This is a genomic window from Mycobacterium sp. NPDC003449, assembly GCF_053588415.1.
On the sequence record NZ_JBSFPX010000024.1, the window covers coordinates 1 to 15,317 of the forward strand.

General features: G+C 68.9%; 18 protein-coding genes. 4 read left to right on the forward strand and 14 right to left on the reverse strand.

Annotated elements, in window-relative coordinates:
* Positions 1-111: 111 nt before the first annotated feature.
* Together ACWDTP_RS09370 and ACWDTP_RS09375 are read right to left on the reverse strand one after the other, a co-directional pair.
* Entirely contained in the window at positions 112-678 is a 567-nt protein-coding gene (locus ACWDTP_RS09370; protein WP_450018837.1) for a Clp protease N-terminal domain-containing protein, read from the reverse strand.
* Between the two features lie 2 nt (positions 679-680).
* The gene (locus ACWDTP_RS09375) at positions 681-887 is read right to left on the reverse strand and encodes a helix-turn-helix domain-containing protein (protein ID WP_450018839.1); all 207 of its coding nucleotides are present in this window, start codon (positions 885-887) and stop codon (positions 681-683) included.
* A 170-nt stretch (positions 888-1,057) separates the two neighbouring features.
* Between ACWDTP_RS09375 and ACWDTP_RS09380 the strand changes: the two genes are divergently transcribed.
* Positions 1,058-2,407: an MFS transporter gene (locus ACWDTP_RS09380; protein WP_450018841.1), complete on the forward strand. Its 1,350-nt coding sequence runs from the start codon at positions 1,058-1,060 to the stop codon at positions 2,405-2,407.
* Here the strand turns inward: ACWDTP_RS09380 and ACWDTP_RS09385 are convergent, their stop codons facing one another.
* The gene (locus ACWDTP_RS09385; protein ID WP_450018843.1) at positions 2,408-3,064 is read right to left on the reverse strand and encodes an aquaporin; all 657 of its coding nucleotides are present in this window, start codon (positions 3,062-3,064) and stop codon (positions 2,408-2,410) included.
* Between the two features lie 169 nt (positions 3,065-3,233).
* On the opposite strand from ACWDTP_RS09385, the gene ACWDTP_RS09390 reads away from it, so the two are divergent.
* Positions 3,234-3,887, forward strand: coding sequence for a response regulator (locus ACWDTP_RS09390; protein WP_450018845.1), 654 nt, complete (start codon positions 3,234-3,236; stop codon positions 3,885-3,887).
* Here the strand turns inward: ACWDTP_RS09390 and ACWDTP_RS09395 are convergent.
* Positions 3,869-4,273, reverse strand: coding sequence for a response regulator (locus ACWDTP_RS09395; RefSeq protein ID WP_450018847.1), 405 nt, complete (start codon positions 4,271-4,273; stop codon positions 3,869-3,871). The genes ACWDTP_RS09390 and ACWDTP_RS09395 overlap by 19 nt on opposite strands.
* A 103-nt stretch (positions 4,274-4,376) precedes the next feature.
* On the opposite strand from ACWDTP_RS09395, the gene ACWDTP_RS09400 reads away from it, so the two are divergent.
* Positions 4,377-6,008, forward strand: coding sequence for a GAF domain-containing protein (locus ACWDTP_RS09400; protein ID WP_450018849.1), 1,632 nt, complete (start codon positions 4,377-4,379; stop codon positions 6,006-6,008).
* 8 nt (positions 6,009-6,016) lie between these two features.
* Here ACWDTP_RS09400 and ACWDTP_RS09405 read toward each other — a convergent pair whose 3' ends face one another.
* The 3 genes from ACWDTP_RS09405 to ACWDTP_RS09415 form a co-directional block, all read right to left on the reverse strand.
* Positions 6,017-6,277 (reverse strand): hypothetical protein, encoded by a 261-nt coding sequence (locus tag ACWDTP_RS09405; RefSeq protein ID WP_450018851.1) that lies wholly within the window; start codon positions 6,275-6,277, stop codon positions 6,017-6,019.
* A gap of 96 nt (positions 6,278-6,373) precedes the next feature.
* Positions 6,374-7,411: an aminotransferase class V-fold PLP-dependent enzyme gene (locus ACWDTP_RS09410; RefSeq protein WP_450018853.1), complete on the reverse strand. Its 1,038-nt coding sequence runs from the start codon at positions 7,409-7,411 to the stop codon at positions 6,374-6,376.
* On the reverse strand, positions 7,408-7,689 hold the full coding sequence (locus ACWDTP_RS09415; protein WP_450018935.1) for a DUF4229 domain-containing protein: 282 nt from the start codon (positions 7,687-7,689) through the stop codon (positions 7,408-7,410). The genes ACWDTP_RS09410 and ACWDTP_RS09415 overlap by 4 nt, the downstream gene beginning before the upstream one ends.
* A gap of 76 nt (positions 7,690-7,765) precedes the next feature.
* Between ACWDTP_RS09415 and ACWDTP_RS09420 the strand changes: the two genes are divergently transcribed.
* Positions 7,766-7,927 (forward strand): hypothetical protein, encoded by a 162-nt coding sequence (locus tag ACWDTP_RS09420; protein WP_450018855.1) that lies wholly within the window; start codon positions 7,766-7,768, stop codon positions 7,925-7,927.
* Between the two features lie 24 nt (positions 7,928-7,951).
* On the opposite strand, the gene ACWDTP_RS09425 is transcribed toward ACWDTP_RS09420, so the two are convergent.
* The 7 genes from ACWDTP_RS09425 to hemL all read right to left on the reverse strand — a co-directional run bounded on the left by ACWDTP_RS09425 (position 7,952) and on the right by hemL (position 15,316).
* Positions 7,952-9,244, reverse strand: coding sequence for a MinD/ParA family ATP-binding protein (locus tag ACWDTP_RS09425; protein WP_450018857.1), 1,293 nt, complete (start codon positions 9,242-9,244; stop codon positions 7,952-7,954).
* Positions 9,245-9,345: 101 nt separating this feature from the next.
* Complete coding sequence (gene ccsB, locus ACWDTP_RS09430) at positions 9,346-10,326, reverse strand: c-type cytochrome biogenesis protein CcsB (protein ID WP_450018859.1); 981 nt, start codon at positions 10,324-10,326, stop codon at positions 9,346-9,348.
* Positions 10,323-11,846, reverse strand: coding sequence for a cytochrome c biogenesis protein ResB (gene resB / locus ACWDTP_RS09435; protein WP_450018937.1), 1,524 nt, complete (start codon positions 11,844-11,846; stop codon positions 10,323-10,325). Before resB ends, ccsB begins: the two co-directional genes overlap by 4 nt.
* 107 nt (positions 11,847-11,953) lie before the next feature.
* The gene (locus ACWDTP_RS09440) at positions 11,954-12,742 is read right to left on the reverse strand and encodes a cytochrome c biogenesis CcdA family protein (RefSeq protein ID WP_450018861.1); all 789 of its coding nucleotides are present in this window, start codon (positions 12,740-12,742) and stop codon (positions 11,954-11,956) included.
* Positions 12,739-13,368, reverse strand: coding sequence for a TlpA disulfide reductase family protein (locus ACWDTP_RS09445; RefSeq protein WP_450018863.1), 630 nt, complete (start codon positions 13,366-13,368; stop codon positions 12,739-12,741). Before ACWDTP_RS09445 ends, ACWDTP_RS09440 begins: the two co-directional genes overlap by 4 nt.
* Positions 13,368-13,955, reverse strand: coding sequence for a histidine phosphatase family protein (locus ACWDTP_RS09450; protein ID WP_450018939.1), 588 nt, complete (start codon positions 13,953-13,955; stop codon positions 13,368-13,370). The genes ACWDTP_RS09445 and ACWDTP_RS09450 overlap by 1 nt, the downstream gene beginning before the upstream one ends.
* Before the next feature lie 38 nt (positions 13,956-13,993).
* Positions 13,994-15,316: a glutamate-1-semialdehyde 2,1-aminomutase gene (hemL, locus tag ACWDTP_RS09455; RefSeq protein ID WP_450018865.1), complete on the reverse strand. Its 1,323-nt coding sequence runs from the start codon at positions 15,314-15,316 to the stop codon at positions 13,994-13,996.
* Position 15,317: the final 1 nt, after the last annotated feature.

The window sequence follows — 15,317 nt, forward strand, 5'->3', positions numbered from 1 at the left end:
GTAATCACGCCCGGATCGAAATCCACAGCCAGTTCGTCCAAGACGTCGATATTCTCCACCGTGACGAAACTGGCCGTGTGCGGGTACCGGCGCGTCTGCTCGGCGAAGAAACTAGGCGGCTTTGTCCAGGACGCCGACGATGCCCGCGCGCAACACGTCGGCACTGACATGCTCGGTGATCAGACCGAGCGCATACTGGTCGCCGCCACGAAGGATTCCGAGCAGGATGTGCTCGCATCCGATGTGGCCGTCGTTGTGCAGCAACGACTCTCGCAACGCGAGCTCCAGCACCTTCTTGGCCGACTTGGTGAACGGGATATGCCCGCGGCGCCTGCGTCGTCGCTCGGACGGGCGCCGCGCATTGTCGAACGCGTCGGCGCCGAACGTGCGATCCACCTTGTCGCGCACCGCATGTAGATCGATGCCGATCGAGCGCAGGGCCTCGGCGTCGGCGTCGAAGGACTCGTCGCCCGGCGCCTCCCCGGCGACCAACCGGCCGCGGACCGTATCCGCGGTCAGCCCGAACCCGGCCACCAGGGCCGACAGGTCCCGGCCGGCACTCTGCAGCGCTCCCACCAGGAGGTGTTCGGGGCGAATGTCGTCGGCGGCCAGCTCGCGAGCTTCCTCCTGAGCCAGCACGACCGACACCTTGGCGTTGCGGCTGAACCGTTCGAACATGGTCACTTCCTCCGGTTGTGTTTCTTGTGCACCGCCTGGCGGCTGACGCCCAGCGCATCGGCGATCTCCTGCCAACTCCAACCCTGGTCGCGGGCGTTGGCCACGTGGATGACCTCGAGGCCCTCGCGCAACCGCTCCAGCGCACCCACCGCGCGCAGGCCCACGACCGGGTCGGAGCTGCCGAGGCTGTCGGTGTTGATCGCGTCCATAGTTGTCAATTTAAGTTGACATCATGGATGCGTCAAGAGACCCGGCTCTCCCGCGAGCAGTCGCGCCGGTACCCCGAATTCGCGTTTTCCGGGTACCGGCGCGTCTGCTCGCCGAAAAAGCCGTAACGTGACCGTCGCACTTCTACGCCGACCACACCTGGGAGACGCGCATGACCGTTTCGACCGAGGCACACCCACCGACGCCGTCGGGGCGGGCCGAAACCCGCCGGGCCATCTGGAACACCATCAGAGGCTCATCGGGCAACCTGGTCGAGTGGTACGACGTCTACGTCTACACGGTGTTCGCCACCTACTTCGAGAAACAGTTCTTCGCCGAATCCGACCAGAACTCCACGGTGTACGTCTACGCGATCTTCGCCGTCACGTTCATCACACGTCCGATCGGTTCGTGGTTCTTCGGCCGGTTCGCCGATCGGCGGGGCCGCCGGGCCGCCCTGACCTTCAGCGTCTCGCTCATGGCGGCCTGCTCACTGGTGATCGCGCTGGTGCCGTCCCGCGAAACCATCGGCATGGCCGCACCGATCGTGCTGATCCTGTGCCGGCTGGTGCAGGGTTTCGCGACCGGCGGCGAATACGGCACATCGGCGACCTACATGTCCGAGGCCGCGACCCGGGAACGACGCGGCTTCTTCTCGTCGTTCCAGTACGTCACCCTGGTCGGTGGCCACGTGCTGGCCCAGTTCACCCTGCTGATCATCCTGACCGCGTTCGACAACCAGCAGGTGCACGAATTCGGTTGGCGCATCGGCTTCGCCGTCGGTGGCGTGGCCGCGATCGTGGTGTTCTGGCTGCGGCGCACGATGGACGAGTCGCTGTCGCAGGAGCAGCTCGACGCGGTCAAGGCGGGCCAGGACACCAGCTCGGGCTCGATGAGCGAGCTGTTCACCAGGTACTGGAGGCCGCTGCTGCTGTGCTTCCTGATCACCATGGGCGGCACCGTCGCGTTCTACACCTACAGCGTCAACGCGCCCACAATCGTCAAGTCCACGTACAAGGATCAGGCGATGACGGCCACCTGGATCAACCTGGCCGGGCTGATCTTCCTGATGCTGCTGCAACCCGTCGGCGGCATCATCAGCGACAAGGTCGGCCGCAAACCGCTGCTGCTGTGGTTCGGATTCGGCGGGCTCGTCTACACCTACGTCCTCATCACCTATCTGCCCCAGACACATTCGCCGTTGCTGTCGTTCCTGCTGGTCGCCGTCGGCTATGTGATCCTGACCGGATACACCTCGATCAACGCGATCGTGAAGTCCGAGCTGTTCCCGTCCCACGTGCGTGCCCTCGGAGTGGGAGTCGGCTACGCACTGGCGAATTCGATCTTCGGCGGAACCGCGCCGGTGATCTACCAGGCGCTCAAGGAACGTGACCAGGTGCCGCTGTTCATCACCTACGTCACGATCTGCATCGCGCTCTCGCTCATCGTGTACCTGTTCTTCCTGCGCAACAAATCCGAGACCTACCTGGACCGGGAGAAGGGCGCCGCGTTCGGGCGGTAGTCAGCGGACGGCGTCGACGAGGAACGCGATTCCGGCGAAGGCGCCCGCGATGATCTGGCTGACCAGATACAGCCCGACGGTCGAACAGCTGAACACCTCGAGCCGGCCGGAGGTGTTCAGTACCCCGTTGACGAGGGCCGCGACGGTCCCGGCCGCGACGAGCAGGGCGACCCCCACCGCAAGGTCGGCGGCCGCGGGTTCGGCGGGCTCGGCACCGATGAGCACGTAGCCGCCGACGAATGCCAGCAGGAGCCCGGCGATGACCGCGGCCGCAGGCAGCGGGCCCGACAGCATTGTCGACAGCGCGACGCTCAACCGCCCGGGATCCACCGCCAGCCGCCACACCACGGCCGCCCCGGCCACCGCGCCGAGCTGCGCGGCCCAGCAGCCGAGCGCCACCGGCACGGCGACGCGACCACGCAGCAACGCCGCCAGGGTGATCGCGGGATTGAAGTGGCCACCGGAGAATTGGCCACCCGCGTACATCATCGCGACCACCACCGCACCCAGGATCAGTGCGGACGGGTCGGCCGAGGACACCGCCAGCCCGACCACCGAGAGCAGGCAGAACATTCCGATCGCCTCGACCGCGTAGCGCCCCCACGCCCGTTGCGCCCCATCCGTGGAGCGCGACGGCCGGAGCGCGATCGCTGTCATGGTGTCCTACCCTGGCTGGTGCGCGAGGCAGTGTCGTCAAAGCTGCCCGCCATCGTGCCCGGATGCTGACTACACTCACACAATTCCGGTTAGCTGCAATTGACACACGGTCACTGGCCGTTTCACCGTTCTCGCGGTGGCGGGATGGGCCGGCGCGGAAAGGATCGCGATGAGTGCGCTGCGGGTCGTCGTCGCCGACGACGACGTACTACTGCGTGAAGGGATCGCCAGCCTGCTCGACCGGTCCGGTTTCGAGGTGGTGGGCCAGGCCGCCGATGCGACGGAACTGCTTGCGCTGGTGGCCGATCACACACCGCAGCTGGCGGTGGTCGATATCCGGATGCCGCCGACCCACACCACCGAGGGGCTCGACGCGGCCAAGATCATCCGCACCCGATCCCCCGAGACCGGCATCCTGGTGCTCTCCGCGCACGTCGAGGTCGAACACGCCACCGAACTGCTGGCCAGCGGGCACGGCATCGGCTACCTGCTGAAAACCCGGGTCACCGACGTCGGCGATTTCGTCGAAACCCTCGAACGGATCGCCAAGGGCGCCTCGGTGGTCGACCCGGCGCTGGTCTCTGAGCTGGTCTCGGCCCGGCGCCGCGACGACCCGCTGGCCGTGCTCAGCGCCCGCGAACAGGAAGTGCTGATGCTGATGGCCGAGGGCAGATCCAACTCCGGCATCGCCCGCCGGCTGTGGGTCACCGAGGGCACCGTGGAAAAGCACGTCCGCAGCATCCTGACCAAGCTGAACCTGACCGAGGCCGCCGACGACCACCGCCGGGTCCGCGCCGTCATCACCTACCTGGAAGCGCGGTGATCGCCTAAGGCACCGGCCAGCACGGCCTCGATCGCCGCAGCCGACAGCGCGAACTTCGGCACGAAGCCGACGGCCGGGCTGGCCGTGATCATCTCGGCGAGATCCTGCTCGGCGTAGGTCGAGATCAGGATCACCGCGGGCCGGTGCGCCAGGATGCTGTGGTGCAATTCCTCGGCCAGGTCGAAACCGCTCTCCTGGCCGAGCGCGACGTCGACCAGGACCACATCGGGCAGCAGCTCACGACAGGATCGCAACGCATCACGGCTGTTGCCCGCGGCACCGACGACCTCGATGCCACCGTGGGCGAGCACAGTGCCTGCCGCGGACCGGAAGCCGGCGCTGTCATCGACGATGAGGCAGCGCACCATGCCCACAAAGCCGTTCATCTGTTCAGCGTGGCAGGCGCCGGGCCCGGTTTCATTACCGGTAGCCGGAATCTGCTGGGGCCGTGGGCATGAACCGTACGGCCGCATCGTTCGTATCCAACAGATGAGTACCACAGCCGCCGCACAGTCACCGCCGGTCCGCCGCCTGCGGGCGCTGCGTGCGCGCCTGCTGGGTTTCGTGCTGCGGCCGATGGCACCGCCGTTGAGGGTGGGCATCGCGGTCGCGGTGGCCCTGATCGCCGCCGAGACGCTGCTGGTGTACCTGCTGCGTCAGGTGGCCCCCGAGAGCACGTTCGGCGCGGTGTTCCTGCTCGGCGTGCTCATCGTTTCGGCAGGGTGGGGCACCGGACTGGCGGTGACGACATCGGTGGTCAGCGCCGTGGTGTACGTGCAGTTCCACATGCGGACCCACGGTGCGTTCATGCTCACCCGGTCCCAGGATGTGGCGGCCATCGCGATCTTCGTGCCGGTGGCGCTGCTGACCAACGTGCTGGTCGGGCAGGCCCGGCTGCGCACCGCCGAGGCCGAGCGCCGCAGATACCAGGCCGATCGCGCCGCGGCCTCCGCACGCCAGGCCCAGCTCCTCATCGAGAAGAGCCATGCGGCGGTCAGTGCCCTGGCCGGACAGCAGGCCGCGCTGCGCCGGGTCGCCACCCTGGTCGCCGGCGGGTCGAGCCCCGAGGAGGTGTATCCCGCCGCGGTCGAGGAACTCGCCGGGGGCCTCGGCATGGATCACGTGGCACTGCTGCTGTATCCGGGCGACGGGACGGCGGTCGTGCTGGCATCGCGCGATCCCAGCGGTGCCACCAAACTCACCATCGGAGAACGGCTGCCGCTGGAAGGCAGCAGCATTCCGGCCACGGTTGCCCAGACCGGCCTGCCGGCCCGCGTCGACGACTACACCGACGTCGGCGGTGCCACCGCCGCCCGGATCCGCAGTATCGGGGTCCGGTCCGCGGTGGGCGCCCCGGTCACGGTCAACGGGCAGGTCCGCGGCATGCTGTGCGTGGGTTCGGCCCGGCCGCACGCATTCGCCTCCGACACCGAGGCCCGCGTCGGCGATTTCGCCGATCTGGTGGCCACCGCCATCGGCAACGCCCAGACCAGGGCCGCGCTGACGGCGTCCCGCGCCAGGATCGTGACCGCGGCCGACCTGGCCCGGCGACGGTTCGAACGTGACCTGCACGACGGAGCTCAACAGCGAGTGGTCGCACTGGGTCTGGCCATGCGGGCCCTTGAGGCGTCGCTGACCGGCTGTCACGCCGAGTTGCGCGAGCAGATCGACCGCATCGTCGGCGAACTATCGGCGTTGTCCACCGAGCTGCAGGAGTTCTCCCGCGGGATCCACCCGGCGGTGCTGTCCAAAGGCGGTGTGGGGGCGGCTATCCGGTCGTTGTCGCGGCGCTCGACGGTACCGGTCGATCTCGCGCTCGACCTTGCGGGGCCGATACCGGAATCGGTGGGCGTCGCGACGTACTTCGTCGTCGCCGAGGCACTCACCAACGCCGCCAAGCACGCGAACGCGACCGTGGTCGAGATCGACATCGCCGTCGCCGACGGCGACGTGCACCTGCGGATCCGCGACGACGGGGTCGGCGGCGCGGTCACCAGTGGCGGGTCCGGACTCATCGGCCTCACCGATCGGGTCGAGGCGTTGTCCGGGCGGCTGACCATATCGAGCCCGATCGGGGCGGGCACCACCATCACGGCCAGGATCCCGCTCGATCCCGTTTGACCACAACGTCATCCGCGGTGGGCGCCGCCGTGATGGAACAACAGCCCACCACCGTAGGCACCGAAGAACGGGTACTGCGCCTGATAGTCGACGGCCGGTGGGGTGGCGGTGATCTGCGCGTTGCCTTCGGACTGACACAACGTCGAGGTCTCCCCCGCCGAGGTACATTCCGGCCCGGTCGGGGCGGCCTCGGCGACGGGTGCGACGACGAGCGCGGACGCGACCGCGCCGGCGGCCAGTGCGGTCGAGATGCGGATACGGTTACTCATGATCGGCAGTACTCCTAAGTCGGCCAGCTCAATTCGAGTAACTCCAGCCTCGCGCGGGGACGCCCGGATGTCCTCGGCGCTGGCCCCCAACGCCACCTACCGGTTATCCCCCATGACATCCAGCAACCGGTCCAGGTCGTCCTCGGTGTTGTACAGGTGAAACCCCACCCGCACCGCCCCGGCCCGGATCGCGGCGCGAATACCGGCCTGTTCGAGGCGATCCGCGGCACCGGCGACCGGGATCGACACGATCGCCGAATCCTGGGCCGGCCGACCGAGCTCGGCCCGCAGCCGATTCGCCAGGCCGACCGTATGGGCCTGCACCGCCGCGGAATCCAGCGCCGCCAGCCACTGCAGGGTCAGCCCGGAGCCGAGTACCCCGAACCAGGCAGGCGACACGTCGAACCTGCGCGCATCCGACGCCAGCCGCAACGGCAGGCCGTAGATCGACTGCCAGGGCTGTTCACCCGCGTACCAGTTCGCCGCATGCGGCGTCATCCGCCCTGCGACCCTGTCGCTCAACGACATCCACGCCGTACCCCGGGGAGCCAGCAGCCATTTGTACACCGCCGCGACCGTGACATCGGCCCAACCGAGATCCAGCTGCTTCCAGCCCGCGGCCTGCGTGACGTCGATCACGGTAACGGTGTCACTGTCGCTCACCGCATCGCGCAGCTGCCGTTGGTCGAACACCGCACCGTCGGCCGACTGCACCAGGCTCAGCGCCACCACGTCGAACTCGGCCGCGGCGGCTATCAGCTCGTCGGGCGCCAGCTCGGTGACCGTGACACCGCGGGCCGCCTGGGCGGCGAACGGAAAGGTGGTACTGGTGAATTCGCCGGTCAAGACGCCGACCCGGCAACCGTCGGGCACCGCGGCGGCCACCAATCCCAAAGCGGCAGAGACGTTGCCGGCCATCACCACCGATTCCACCGGAACCCCCACCAGCGCGGCGTATCCGGCCCGGCCGAGCCGCACCGGCTCGTCGAACGAGGTGGCGTCCATCGTTCCGGCCTGCCAGTCGGCGATAACCCGGTGCAGCGCCTCGACCAGGAACTGTGGCGGCAGACCGTAGGTCGGCGAGTTGAGAAACCCTTCGGCGCCGACGAATTCGGCGCCGAACGCCTCTCTCACTGCTGAGCCGGCGGCTCGTCGCCGCGCAGCCGGGCCCGCAGTTGTTCGCGGTCCTTGCGTCGACGTTCGTCGAACACGGCGATGGAGGCCGTGGCCCGCTCCCGCAACGGCCGGAACAGCCAGATGCCCAGCGGCAACGCGATCACGAAGGCGAACAGCAACGCGACCACGACCGGGAAGTCGGCGATGAACAGGTGTCCGATCACGTAGATCGCCGCGGTCAGCACCGCGACCAGGACCAGCCTGGCCGCCACGTATACCAGGACATCGGTAACCATGCGCGAGGTGCGACCACTTGCTGACACGGGCCCGAGCCTACCGACGACGCGTATATTCGGAGCAAGGAGGTTTCGAGTGGCGTACCTACTCCTGATTCTCGCTGTGGCCTGTCTGGTGTATGTCGGCTGGCGATTGACGCGGGCGACCGGCAATCAATCCGGAAAGCGTGTGATCGGCCCCGACGACGATCCGGACTTTCTGCGGCGGCTCGGGCACGGCGACAATCCCCGGCCCTGACGCGGAACGACCGCGCGGGCCGGCCTACCGGCGCGCCCCGGCGAAGTCGCTGGCCACGACGGCGGCCAATTCGATGAGCGCATCGCGGGTGCCGGGTTTGAGCTGTTCGAGGCTGATCTCGGCGCCCTCCTCCAGGTGCGGATCGAACGGGACCAGCCGCACCGCACGGCAGCGCCGGGAGAAGTGGTCGACCACCTTCGACAGGTCGACCTTGCCCGAACGCGGCCGTACCGCATTGATCACCGCGATCGCATTGCGCACCAGGTCCTGGTGGCCGTGCGCATCGAGCCAATCCAGCGTGGCCGCGGCGCTGCGGGCGCCGTCGACCGAACCCGAACTGACCACCACCAGCACGTCGGCCTTCGACAGCACCGCCGACATCGCCGAATGCATCAGTCCGGTGCCGCAGTCGGTGAGCACCAGGCTGTAGAACCGCTCGAGCACCTCCACCGCGCGCAGATAATCCTCGGAGCTGAACGCCTCGGACACCGCCGGATCGCTCTCGGAGGCCAGCACCTCCAGCCGGCTGGGCCCCTGCGAGGTGTAGGCCCGCACGTCGCTGTACCGTTCGATGCCCTCGGCGTCGCGGAGCAGGTGGCGCACGGTGGCTGCGGTCTCCAACGGGACCTTCTGGCTGAGCGTGCCCCGATCCGGGTTGGCGTCGACCGCCACCACCCGGTCCCCCCGGATCGAGGCGAACGTGGCACCCAACGTCGCGGTGATGGTGGTCTTGCCGACACCGCCCTTCAACGAGAGCAGGGCGATCCGGTAGCACCCCTGCAGCGGCTGGCCGACCTCGGCGATCAGGGTGTTGCGGTTGGTGATCTTCGGGCTCTCGCCGACGTTGATCTTCTTGAACGACCCGGCGTAGAGCCATTTGCGCCAACCCGAGGTGGGCGGATTCTTGCGCTGGCCGAGCAGCGCCGTGGTGGACAGATCCCGGTAGGGCGTCGCGAACAACTCGCCGTCAGCGGGCGGGGCCGCGGGTGCGGTCGGGGGTGGACCGGCGGCGGGCCGGGCAAACCCCCCGGCGGGCGCCGGGATGCCGTGCGGGGGCGTCGGCGCGGTCCACTCGGCCGGCAGCGGGGTGGTCACCCCGGGCTGGGCGGGGTCGCTGAACCGTTTCTGGCTACGGAAGCCGGGCACCGGTGCGAACACCGAGGGGACGACCGGCGTCTCATCGGGTGGGCTGGTGGGAACGGGTGGGGGCGCGGGCTGCGCCGATGGGGTTTCGGACGCGGCGTCGGGTGGTGTCTCGGACGGGGTCTCGGAAACGTCCACCGCGTTGGATACCGGGTGTTCGGATGACTCGGACACGAAATCCCCTTCTCTCTCGCCCCTGTTCGCAGACCACCCCCGCGGCCTGACCATAGCGCGCCATGGCGTCGGGACACAGGGTCACCCGCCGGGAGGGGCCGCTAGCCGACTCCGGCGTAGGAATGCAGCCCGACGGTAACCAGGTTGATGAAGAACAGGTTGAACACCATCGCAACGAAACCCACCACGTTGATCCAGGCGGCCTTGCGGTCGCGCCAGCCCGCCGTCGACCGCGCATGCAGGTAGGCCGCGTAGACCACCCAGGCGATGAACGAGACCGTCTCCTTGGGATCCCAGCCCCAGTACCGGCCCCATGCCTCCTCGGCCCAGATGGCCCCGAAGATCACCCCGAAGCCGAAGATCGGGAACGCGAAGATCGTGGTGCGGTAGGCGATCCGGTCGAGGGTCTGACCGTCGGGCAGGCGCTGGAGCACCCGGCCCAGCCCGTCGGCGCGGCCGGCCAGCGGCGACATCTTCACCAGGAACAGGATGCTGGCCACACCGGCCACCAGGAACACACCCGAGCCGAGGCTGACCACCGACACGTGGATCGGCAGCCAGTACGACTGCAGCGCGGGCATCACGGGCGCGGCGTTGGTGTAGAGCCAGCGGCCCGACACCGTCAACAGGATCAGCACCGGCACCAGGACGAACACCCACAGGGCGCGATACTGCGGGCGGCGCAGCACGACGGCGGCGGCGACCAGGCCGCAGAAGCAGGTCAGGTTGATGAACTCGTACATGTTGCCCCACGGCACCCGTGAGGTGGCCAGGCCACGCAACACGATGCACACGAACAGCAGGCCGATGCCGACGTAGGTCAGGGCCAGACCGGATTTCCCGACCCGTTCGTCGAACGGCCGCTTGGGCTCCTCGCCGACGACGCCGGGAACGGCGCTGTCGGCGCCGACTACTGCCGGTCCACCGGCGCCGACCAGCTCCCGCTGTTCGACCCGACGGCCGCGACTGTAGGCCAGCTCGACGGCCAGCAGCAGAAGCCCGCCCACCAGCACCAGTACCGACGAGGTGAACGCCCAGTCGGAGTAGCGGGCCAGCCCGATATCGATGTGCTCAGAAATCACTGCTTCGCCTTTTCTTCTGCCGGCCCGGCACGGCCCTCCAACAGCCGTTCCGTCAACCGCTCGAACTCGTCGCCCCATCCGGAGTTGTCGGTGCGGGCCAGCCCGCCGAGTTCGACGCTCACGGTACCCGCACCAGCTGGTTTGATCCGGACCCAGACCCGGCGTCTGCGCACCACCAACGACACCAGCAACCCGGCCATCATCGACATCGCGAACACCAGCACCCAGATCTGGGCCGGATCGTGCGACACCTGCAGGTTGACGAACGGGGTGGCCCCGTCGAACCGCACGACGGTGCCGTCATCGAGCCTGGTGTCCTGGCCCTGCACCAGATTGACCCGCGCCACCTTGGTCAGCCTGTTCCGATCGATCAGCCGCGGGTCGAGGTTGAACAGGGACTGCGGCCGCCCGGTGTCCAGCCCGGTGTCGCCGCGGTAGATGTCGACGGCCACGGCCGGATCGTTGAGCGCCGGGAAGCTGGAGGACAGCAGTGCGCCGTCGAGTTGTTTGGTGGGGGCGAACAACCCCTGGATCGCGATCTGGTGTTTGCGCCGCTGCTCCGGGTCGGGATAGGTGCCCGCGGGCGGGTCGATGCGCACGACGCCCGAGGACAGGAAGGTGGTCTGCTCCTCGGGCCGCCACTGGATGGTCTGGCTGCGGGTCTGGCCGTCGGGGAAGGTGACGGTGAACGACGGCGCATACCCGTGGCCCTGCAGGTAGAGCCGGTCGTCATCGACCCGCAACGGGTGGTTGACCTCCAGCCGGTAGGGCCGCCAGTTACCCGCGGCCAGATCGTCGCCGGCCTGGTAGTCGATATCGGCCGAGAACGACAACGCCTGCCCGGAGGGCAGGTACTGCGCGTCGAAATCGTGCACCCGGACACACATCGGGTTCAGCGAGGTGCCGTCGACGGTGTTGCCGGCCCGGAACGAGTCGAACGCCGCCGGTGACGCGCTGCAGAAGCCGGGACCGCCGTCGGCGATCACGATCACATTGCCCTCGTAGCCGAACAGTTTGCCCGCCGCGACCGCGACCAGCAGACCGAGCAGCGAGAAATGGAAGACGATGTTGCCGAACTCCCGCAGATAACCCTTCTCGGCGGATATTTCGGTGATCTCGCCGTCTCGTTGGCGGGTGACGGTGCGCCAGCCCTTGAGCCGCCGGGTCACCGTCTGCGCCAGCTCCTGCGGATCGGCCTTGACCTGTTCGCGGTGGTATTTGGGCAGCCGGGCCAGGTTGCGCGGCGCGTCCACGGGCACGGCCCGCAGGGTGCGGACATGCTCGATCATCCGCGGCGTCAGGCAGCCCACCAGCGAGATGAACAGCAGCACATAGATCGCGGTGAACCAGAAGCTAGCGAACACGTCGAAGGCCTGCAGGCGGTCCAGCCACGGACCGATGGTCGGATGCGCGGCGAGGTACTCGTCGACCTTGGCTTCGTTGAGGCTGCGCTGCGGCAGAAGCGCCCCGGGAATGGCGCCCAGGGCGAGCAGGAACAGCAGCACCAGCGCCGTGCCCATCGATGTGAGGGTCCGCCAGGTGTTCCGAACGACCGCGAGCAGACGCGCCGGTACCCCGGGACGGCGCTTTTCGGGTACCGCGGTATCTGCTCGCGAGTCGAGGTCGGTCATATCGGGAGCCTCACATCGCTGACGAACGCGTCGCGCACCCAGGACACGAACTCATTCCACAACCCGGTCACCAGCGCGATGCCCACCAGGATCAACAACACCCCACCGAACACCTGGATGGTCCTGGTGTGCCTGCGCAGCCAGTCCAGCCCCTGCACGGCGCGCGCCGAACCCAGCGCCAGCAGCACGAACGGAATCCCCAGCCCCAGACAGTAGGCCAACACCAGCCCCACCCCGCGCGCCACGGTGGCCCCGTCGGTGGCCGAGGCCACCGCGATCACCCCGGTCAGCGTCGGTCCCAGGCACGGTGTCCAGCCCAGGCCGAACACCGCCCCGAGCAACGGCGCACCCGCCATCGTCGACAGCCGGCGCGGCGTGAACCGGGCCTGGCGCTGCAACGCCGGGATGAAACCGACGAACACCAGACCCATCACGATCGTGACGACCCCGCCGATCCGTTGCAGCAGAACCTGATTGGCGATCAGCGTGGTGGTCATGCCGAGCACCGCGACCGCGCCGAGCAGGAACACCACGGTGAATCCCGCGACGAACAGTGCGGCCGACCCGGCCACCCGCAGCCGCGCGGTCCGCACCCCGACCGACCCCGCCGCGCCCGCGGTCGCGTCGGTTTCGTCGACCCCGACCACCGCGGCCAGATACGACAAGTAGCCGGGCACCAGCGGCACCACGCACGGCGACGCGAACGACACCAGGCCGGCCAGCACGCTGACCCCCAGGGCCAGCAGAACCGGCCCGGCGGCGGCGATCTCGGCGAATCCGGTCATGGACCAAACGCCTCGGGTGCCGGGGCCGGCTCGGCAGCCAGCCGCTCCAGGACCGGCTGCAGATCCTCGGCCAGCAGTTCGCGAAGGAACACCGCGGCCACCCGGTGTTCGCGGTCCAGCACGACCGTCGAGGGGATCACCGTGGTCGGGTACTTCCCGCCGAACGCGATCATGGTGCGCATCGGCGGGTCGTAGATGGACGGGAAGGTCACCTTGCGGTCGGTGACGAAATCGACGGCCGCGTCGCGGTTGTTGTCGCGCACGTCGATGCCGAGGAATGCGACGCCCTTGTCCCGGGTGGCGTCGTAGACCTCCTGCAGCTGGCCGATCTCACTGCGGCACGGCCCACACCACTGGCCCCAGACGTTGATCACGACGACCTTGCCGGCGAAGTCGTCGAGCGAGATGGTCCGCGACGGGTCGGTCAGCTCGGGGCCAGTCAGTTTTCCTGGGCGGCCGCGACTTTCGGGTGGGTCGTAGAAGATGTCGGTCTTGCCGCCCGGTGCGACGAACTCGAATGTGCCGCCGCCCTGGGCCACCGCGTCGTCACCGGTCGAGCAGCCGGTGAGCGACACCACCAGCGCCGCCGCCACCAGGCCCGCGATCCGGGCGACCGACCCCCGCATCAGATTCCCCAGGGCTCCGTGTAACCCCACCGGATCAACCGGTCGTCGTCGAAGGTGAACGAGGTGATCGAGGCGAGATTGCACAGCCGGCTGTGCGGCAGCGGAAGGTGCGCGAGCTTGCGTCCGGTCACCGCGCGGCGCAGCGTCTCGACCGGGAGCTGATGGCTGACGCACACCGCCTCGTGGCCGGCCGCCTTGGACCTGGCCCGGTGCAACGCGGCCGTCATGCGCCCGGCGATCTCTGTGTAGGGCTCACCCCAGGACGGCTTGTTGGGGTTGCGCAGCCGCGGCCAGTTCCTCGGGTCGCGCAGCGCGCCGTCGCCCGGCGACACCCGCTGCCCCTCGAACTCGTTCCACGACTCGATCAGATCGTCGTCGGTGTCGATGGACAGGCCGTGGCTCTCGGCCATCGGCGCCGCGGTCTCCTGGGCCCGCTCCAGCGGGGAGGCCACCACATAGACGATGTCGTGGCCGGCCAGCCAGTCCGCGGCCGCCTGCGCCTGGGTGCGTCCGCGCGCCGAGAGGTGGTAGTCGGGCAGCCGGCCGTAGAGCACCTTCTCGGGGTTGTGCACCTCACCGTGGCGCATCACGTGCACGGTCGTGCGGACCGGCGCCGCCTGCTCGGTCACGCCTGGGCCTCCGCGGCGGCCCGGGCCGCCGCGGGCAGGGCGTCGGCGATGCGGGCGAACGCCTCGTCATCCAAGGCCGTTGACACGAACCAGGTTTCGAACGGGCTGCACGGCGGGTACACGCCGGCCTCTAGCAGGGCGTGGAAGAACGGTGCGAAACGCCAGGTTTCGGTGGCCTTGGCCGAGGCGAAATCGGTCACCGGCGCATCGGTGAAGAACACGCTGAGCATGTTGCCGGCCCGCTGCACCCGGTGCGCCACGCCGGCCCCGGTCAACGCGTCGCCGAGCAGGCCGGTCAACCGGTCGGCGTTGGCGTCGAGCCGCGCGTAGGCCGCATCGTCTGCGTTGCGCAGGGTGGCCAGGCCCGCGGCCATCGCCACCGGGTTACCCGACAGGGTCCCGGCCTGATACACCGGGCCCAGCGGGGCCAGCCGCCCCATCACCTCGGCGCTGCCGCCGAACGCGGCGGCCGGCAGCCCGCCGCTCATCACCTTGCCGAAGGTGAATAGATCCGCATCGACCGGGTCCAGGCCGTACCAGCCCGCCCTGCTGACCCGGAATCCGGTCATCACCTCGTCGACGATCAGCAGCGCGCCGTGCCGGGCGGTGATGACCCGTAGCGCGGCGTTGAACCCCGGCAGCGGCGGCACCGTCCCCATGTTGCCCGCACTGGCTTCGGTGATGACACAAGCGATTTCGGCGCCGAACTGGTCGAACACGGCTTCCACGGCTGCGACGTCGTTATAGGGCAGCACGATGGTGTCGGCCGCGGCCGCGCCGGTGACGCCGGGCGAGGACGGCAGGCCGAGGGTGGCGACGCCCGAGCCGGCGTCGGCCAGCAGCGCGTCACTGTGGCCGTGGTAGCAGCCGGAGAATTTGATCAGTTTGGCGCGGCCGGTGTAGCCGCGGGCCAGCCGGATGGCGCTCATGGTGGCCTCGGTGCCCGAGTTGACCAGCCGCAGCAGCTCGACCGGGGCGACCCGGCCGATGATCTCGGCGGCCAGCTCGGTCTCCGACGGGGTCGGGGCACCGAAACTCAGCCCGTCCACCACGACCTTCTGGACGGCCTCGACGACCGCCGGGTGGGCATGGCCGAGCAGCATCGGCCCCCACGAGCCGACCAGGTCGACGTATTGGTTGCCGTCGGCGTCGGTGAGCCGGTAGCCGTTGGCCGAGGTGATGAACCGCGGCGTGCCGCCCACCGCGCTGAAGGCACGGACCGGTGAGTTCACGCCGCCGGGGATGACGGTGCAGGCGTCGGCGAACAGCCGGGTCGAGCGCTCGGTCTTGTGCTCCCCGCGGGCTTGGTCGACAGGCATG

What these genes read in the sequence shown, in the direction of transcription:
- ACWDTP_RS09370 (WP_450018837.1), bottom strand. Translation starts at nt 678, where the DNA reads ATGTTCGAACGGTTCAGCCGCAACGCCAAGGTGTCGGTCGTGCTGGCT.
- ACWDTP_RS09375 (WP_450018839.1), bottom strand. Translation starts at nt 887, where the DNA reads ATGGACGCGATCAACACCGACAGCCTCGGCAGCTCCGACCCGGTCGTG.
- ACWDTP_RS09380 (WP_450018841.1), top strand. Translation starts at nt 1,058, where the DNA reads ATGACCGTTTCGACCGAGGCACACCCACCGACGCCGTCGGGGCGGGCC.
- ACWDTP_RS09385 (WP_450018843.1), bottom strand. Translation starts at nt 3,064, where the DNA reads ATGACAGCGATCGCGCTCCGGCCGTCGCGCTCCACGGATGGGGCGCAA.
- ACWDTP_RS09390 (WP_450018845.1), top strand. Translation starts at nt 3,234, where the DNA reads ATGAGTGCGCTGCGGGTCGTCGTCGCCGACGACGACGTACTACTGCGT.
- ACWDTP_RS09395 (WP_450018847.1), bottom strand. Translation starts at nt 4,273, where the DNA reads ATGAACGGCTTTGTGGGCATGGTGCGCTGCCTCATCGTCGATGACAGC.
- ACWDTP_RS09400 (WP_450018849.1), top strand. Translation starts at nt 4,377, where the DNA reads ATGAGTACCACAGCCGCCGCACAGTCACCGCCGGTCCGCCGCCTGCGG.
- ACWDTP_RS09405 (WP_450018851.1), bottom strand. Translation starts at nt 6,277, where the DNA reads ATGAGTAACCGTATCCGCATCTCGACCGCACTGGCCGCCGGCGCGGTC.
- ACWDTP_RS09415 (WP_450018935.1), bottom strand. Translation starts at nt 7,689, where the DNA reads ATGGTTACCGATGTCCTGGTATACGTGGCGGCCAGGCTGGTCCTGGTC.
- resB (WP_450018937.1), bottom strand. Translation starts at nt 11,846, where the DNA reads ATGGGCACGGCGCTGGTGCTGCTGTTCCTGCTCGCCCTGGGCGCCATT.
- ACWDTP_RS09440 (WP_450018861.1), bottom strand. Translation starts at nt 12,742, where the DNA reads ATGACCGGATTCGCCGAGATCGCCGCCGCCGGGCCGGTTCTGCTGGCC.
- ACWDTP_RS09445 (WP_450018863.1), bottom strand. Translation starts at nt 13,368, where the DNA reads ATGCGGGGGTCGGTCGCCCGGATCGCGGGCCTGGTGGCGGCGGCGCTG.
- ACWDTP_RS09450 (WP_450018939.1), bottom strand. Translation starts at nt 13,955, where the DNA reads ATGCGCCACGGTGAGGTGCACAACCCCGAGAAGGTGCTCTACGGCCGG.
- hemL (WP_450018865.1), bottom strand. Translation starts at nt 15,316, where the DNA reads ATGCCTGTCGACCAAGCCCGCGGGGAGCACAAGACCGAGCGCTCGACC.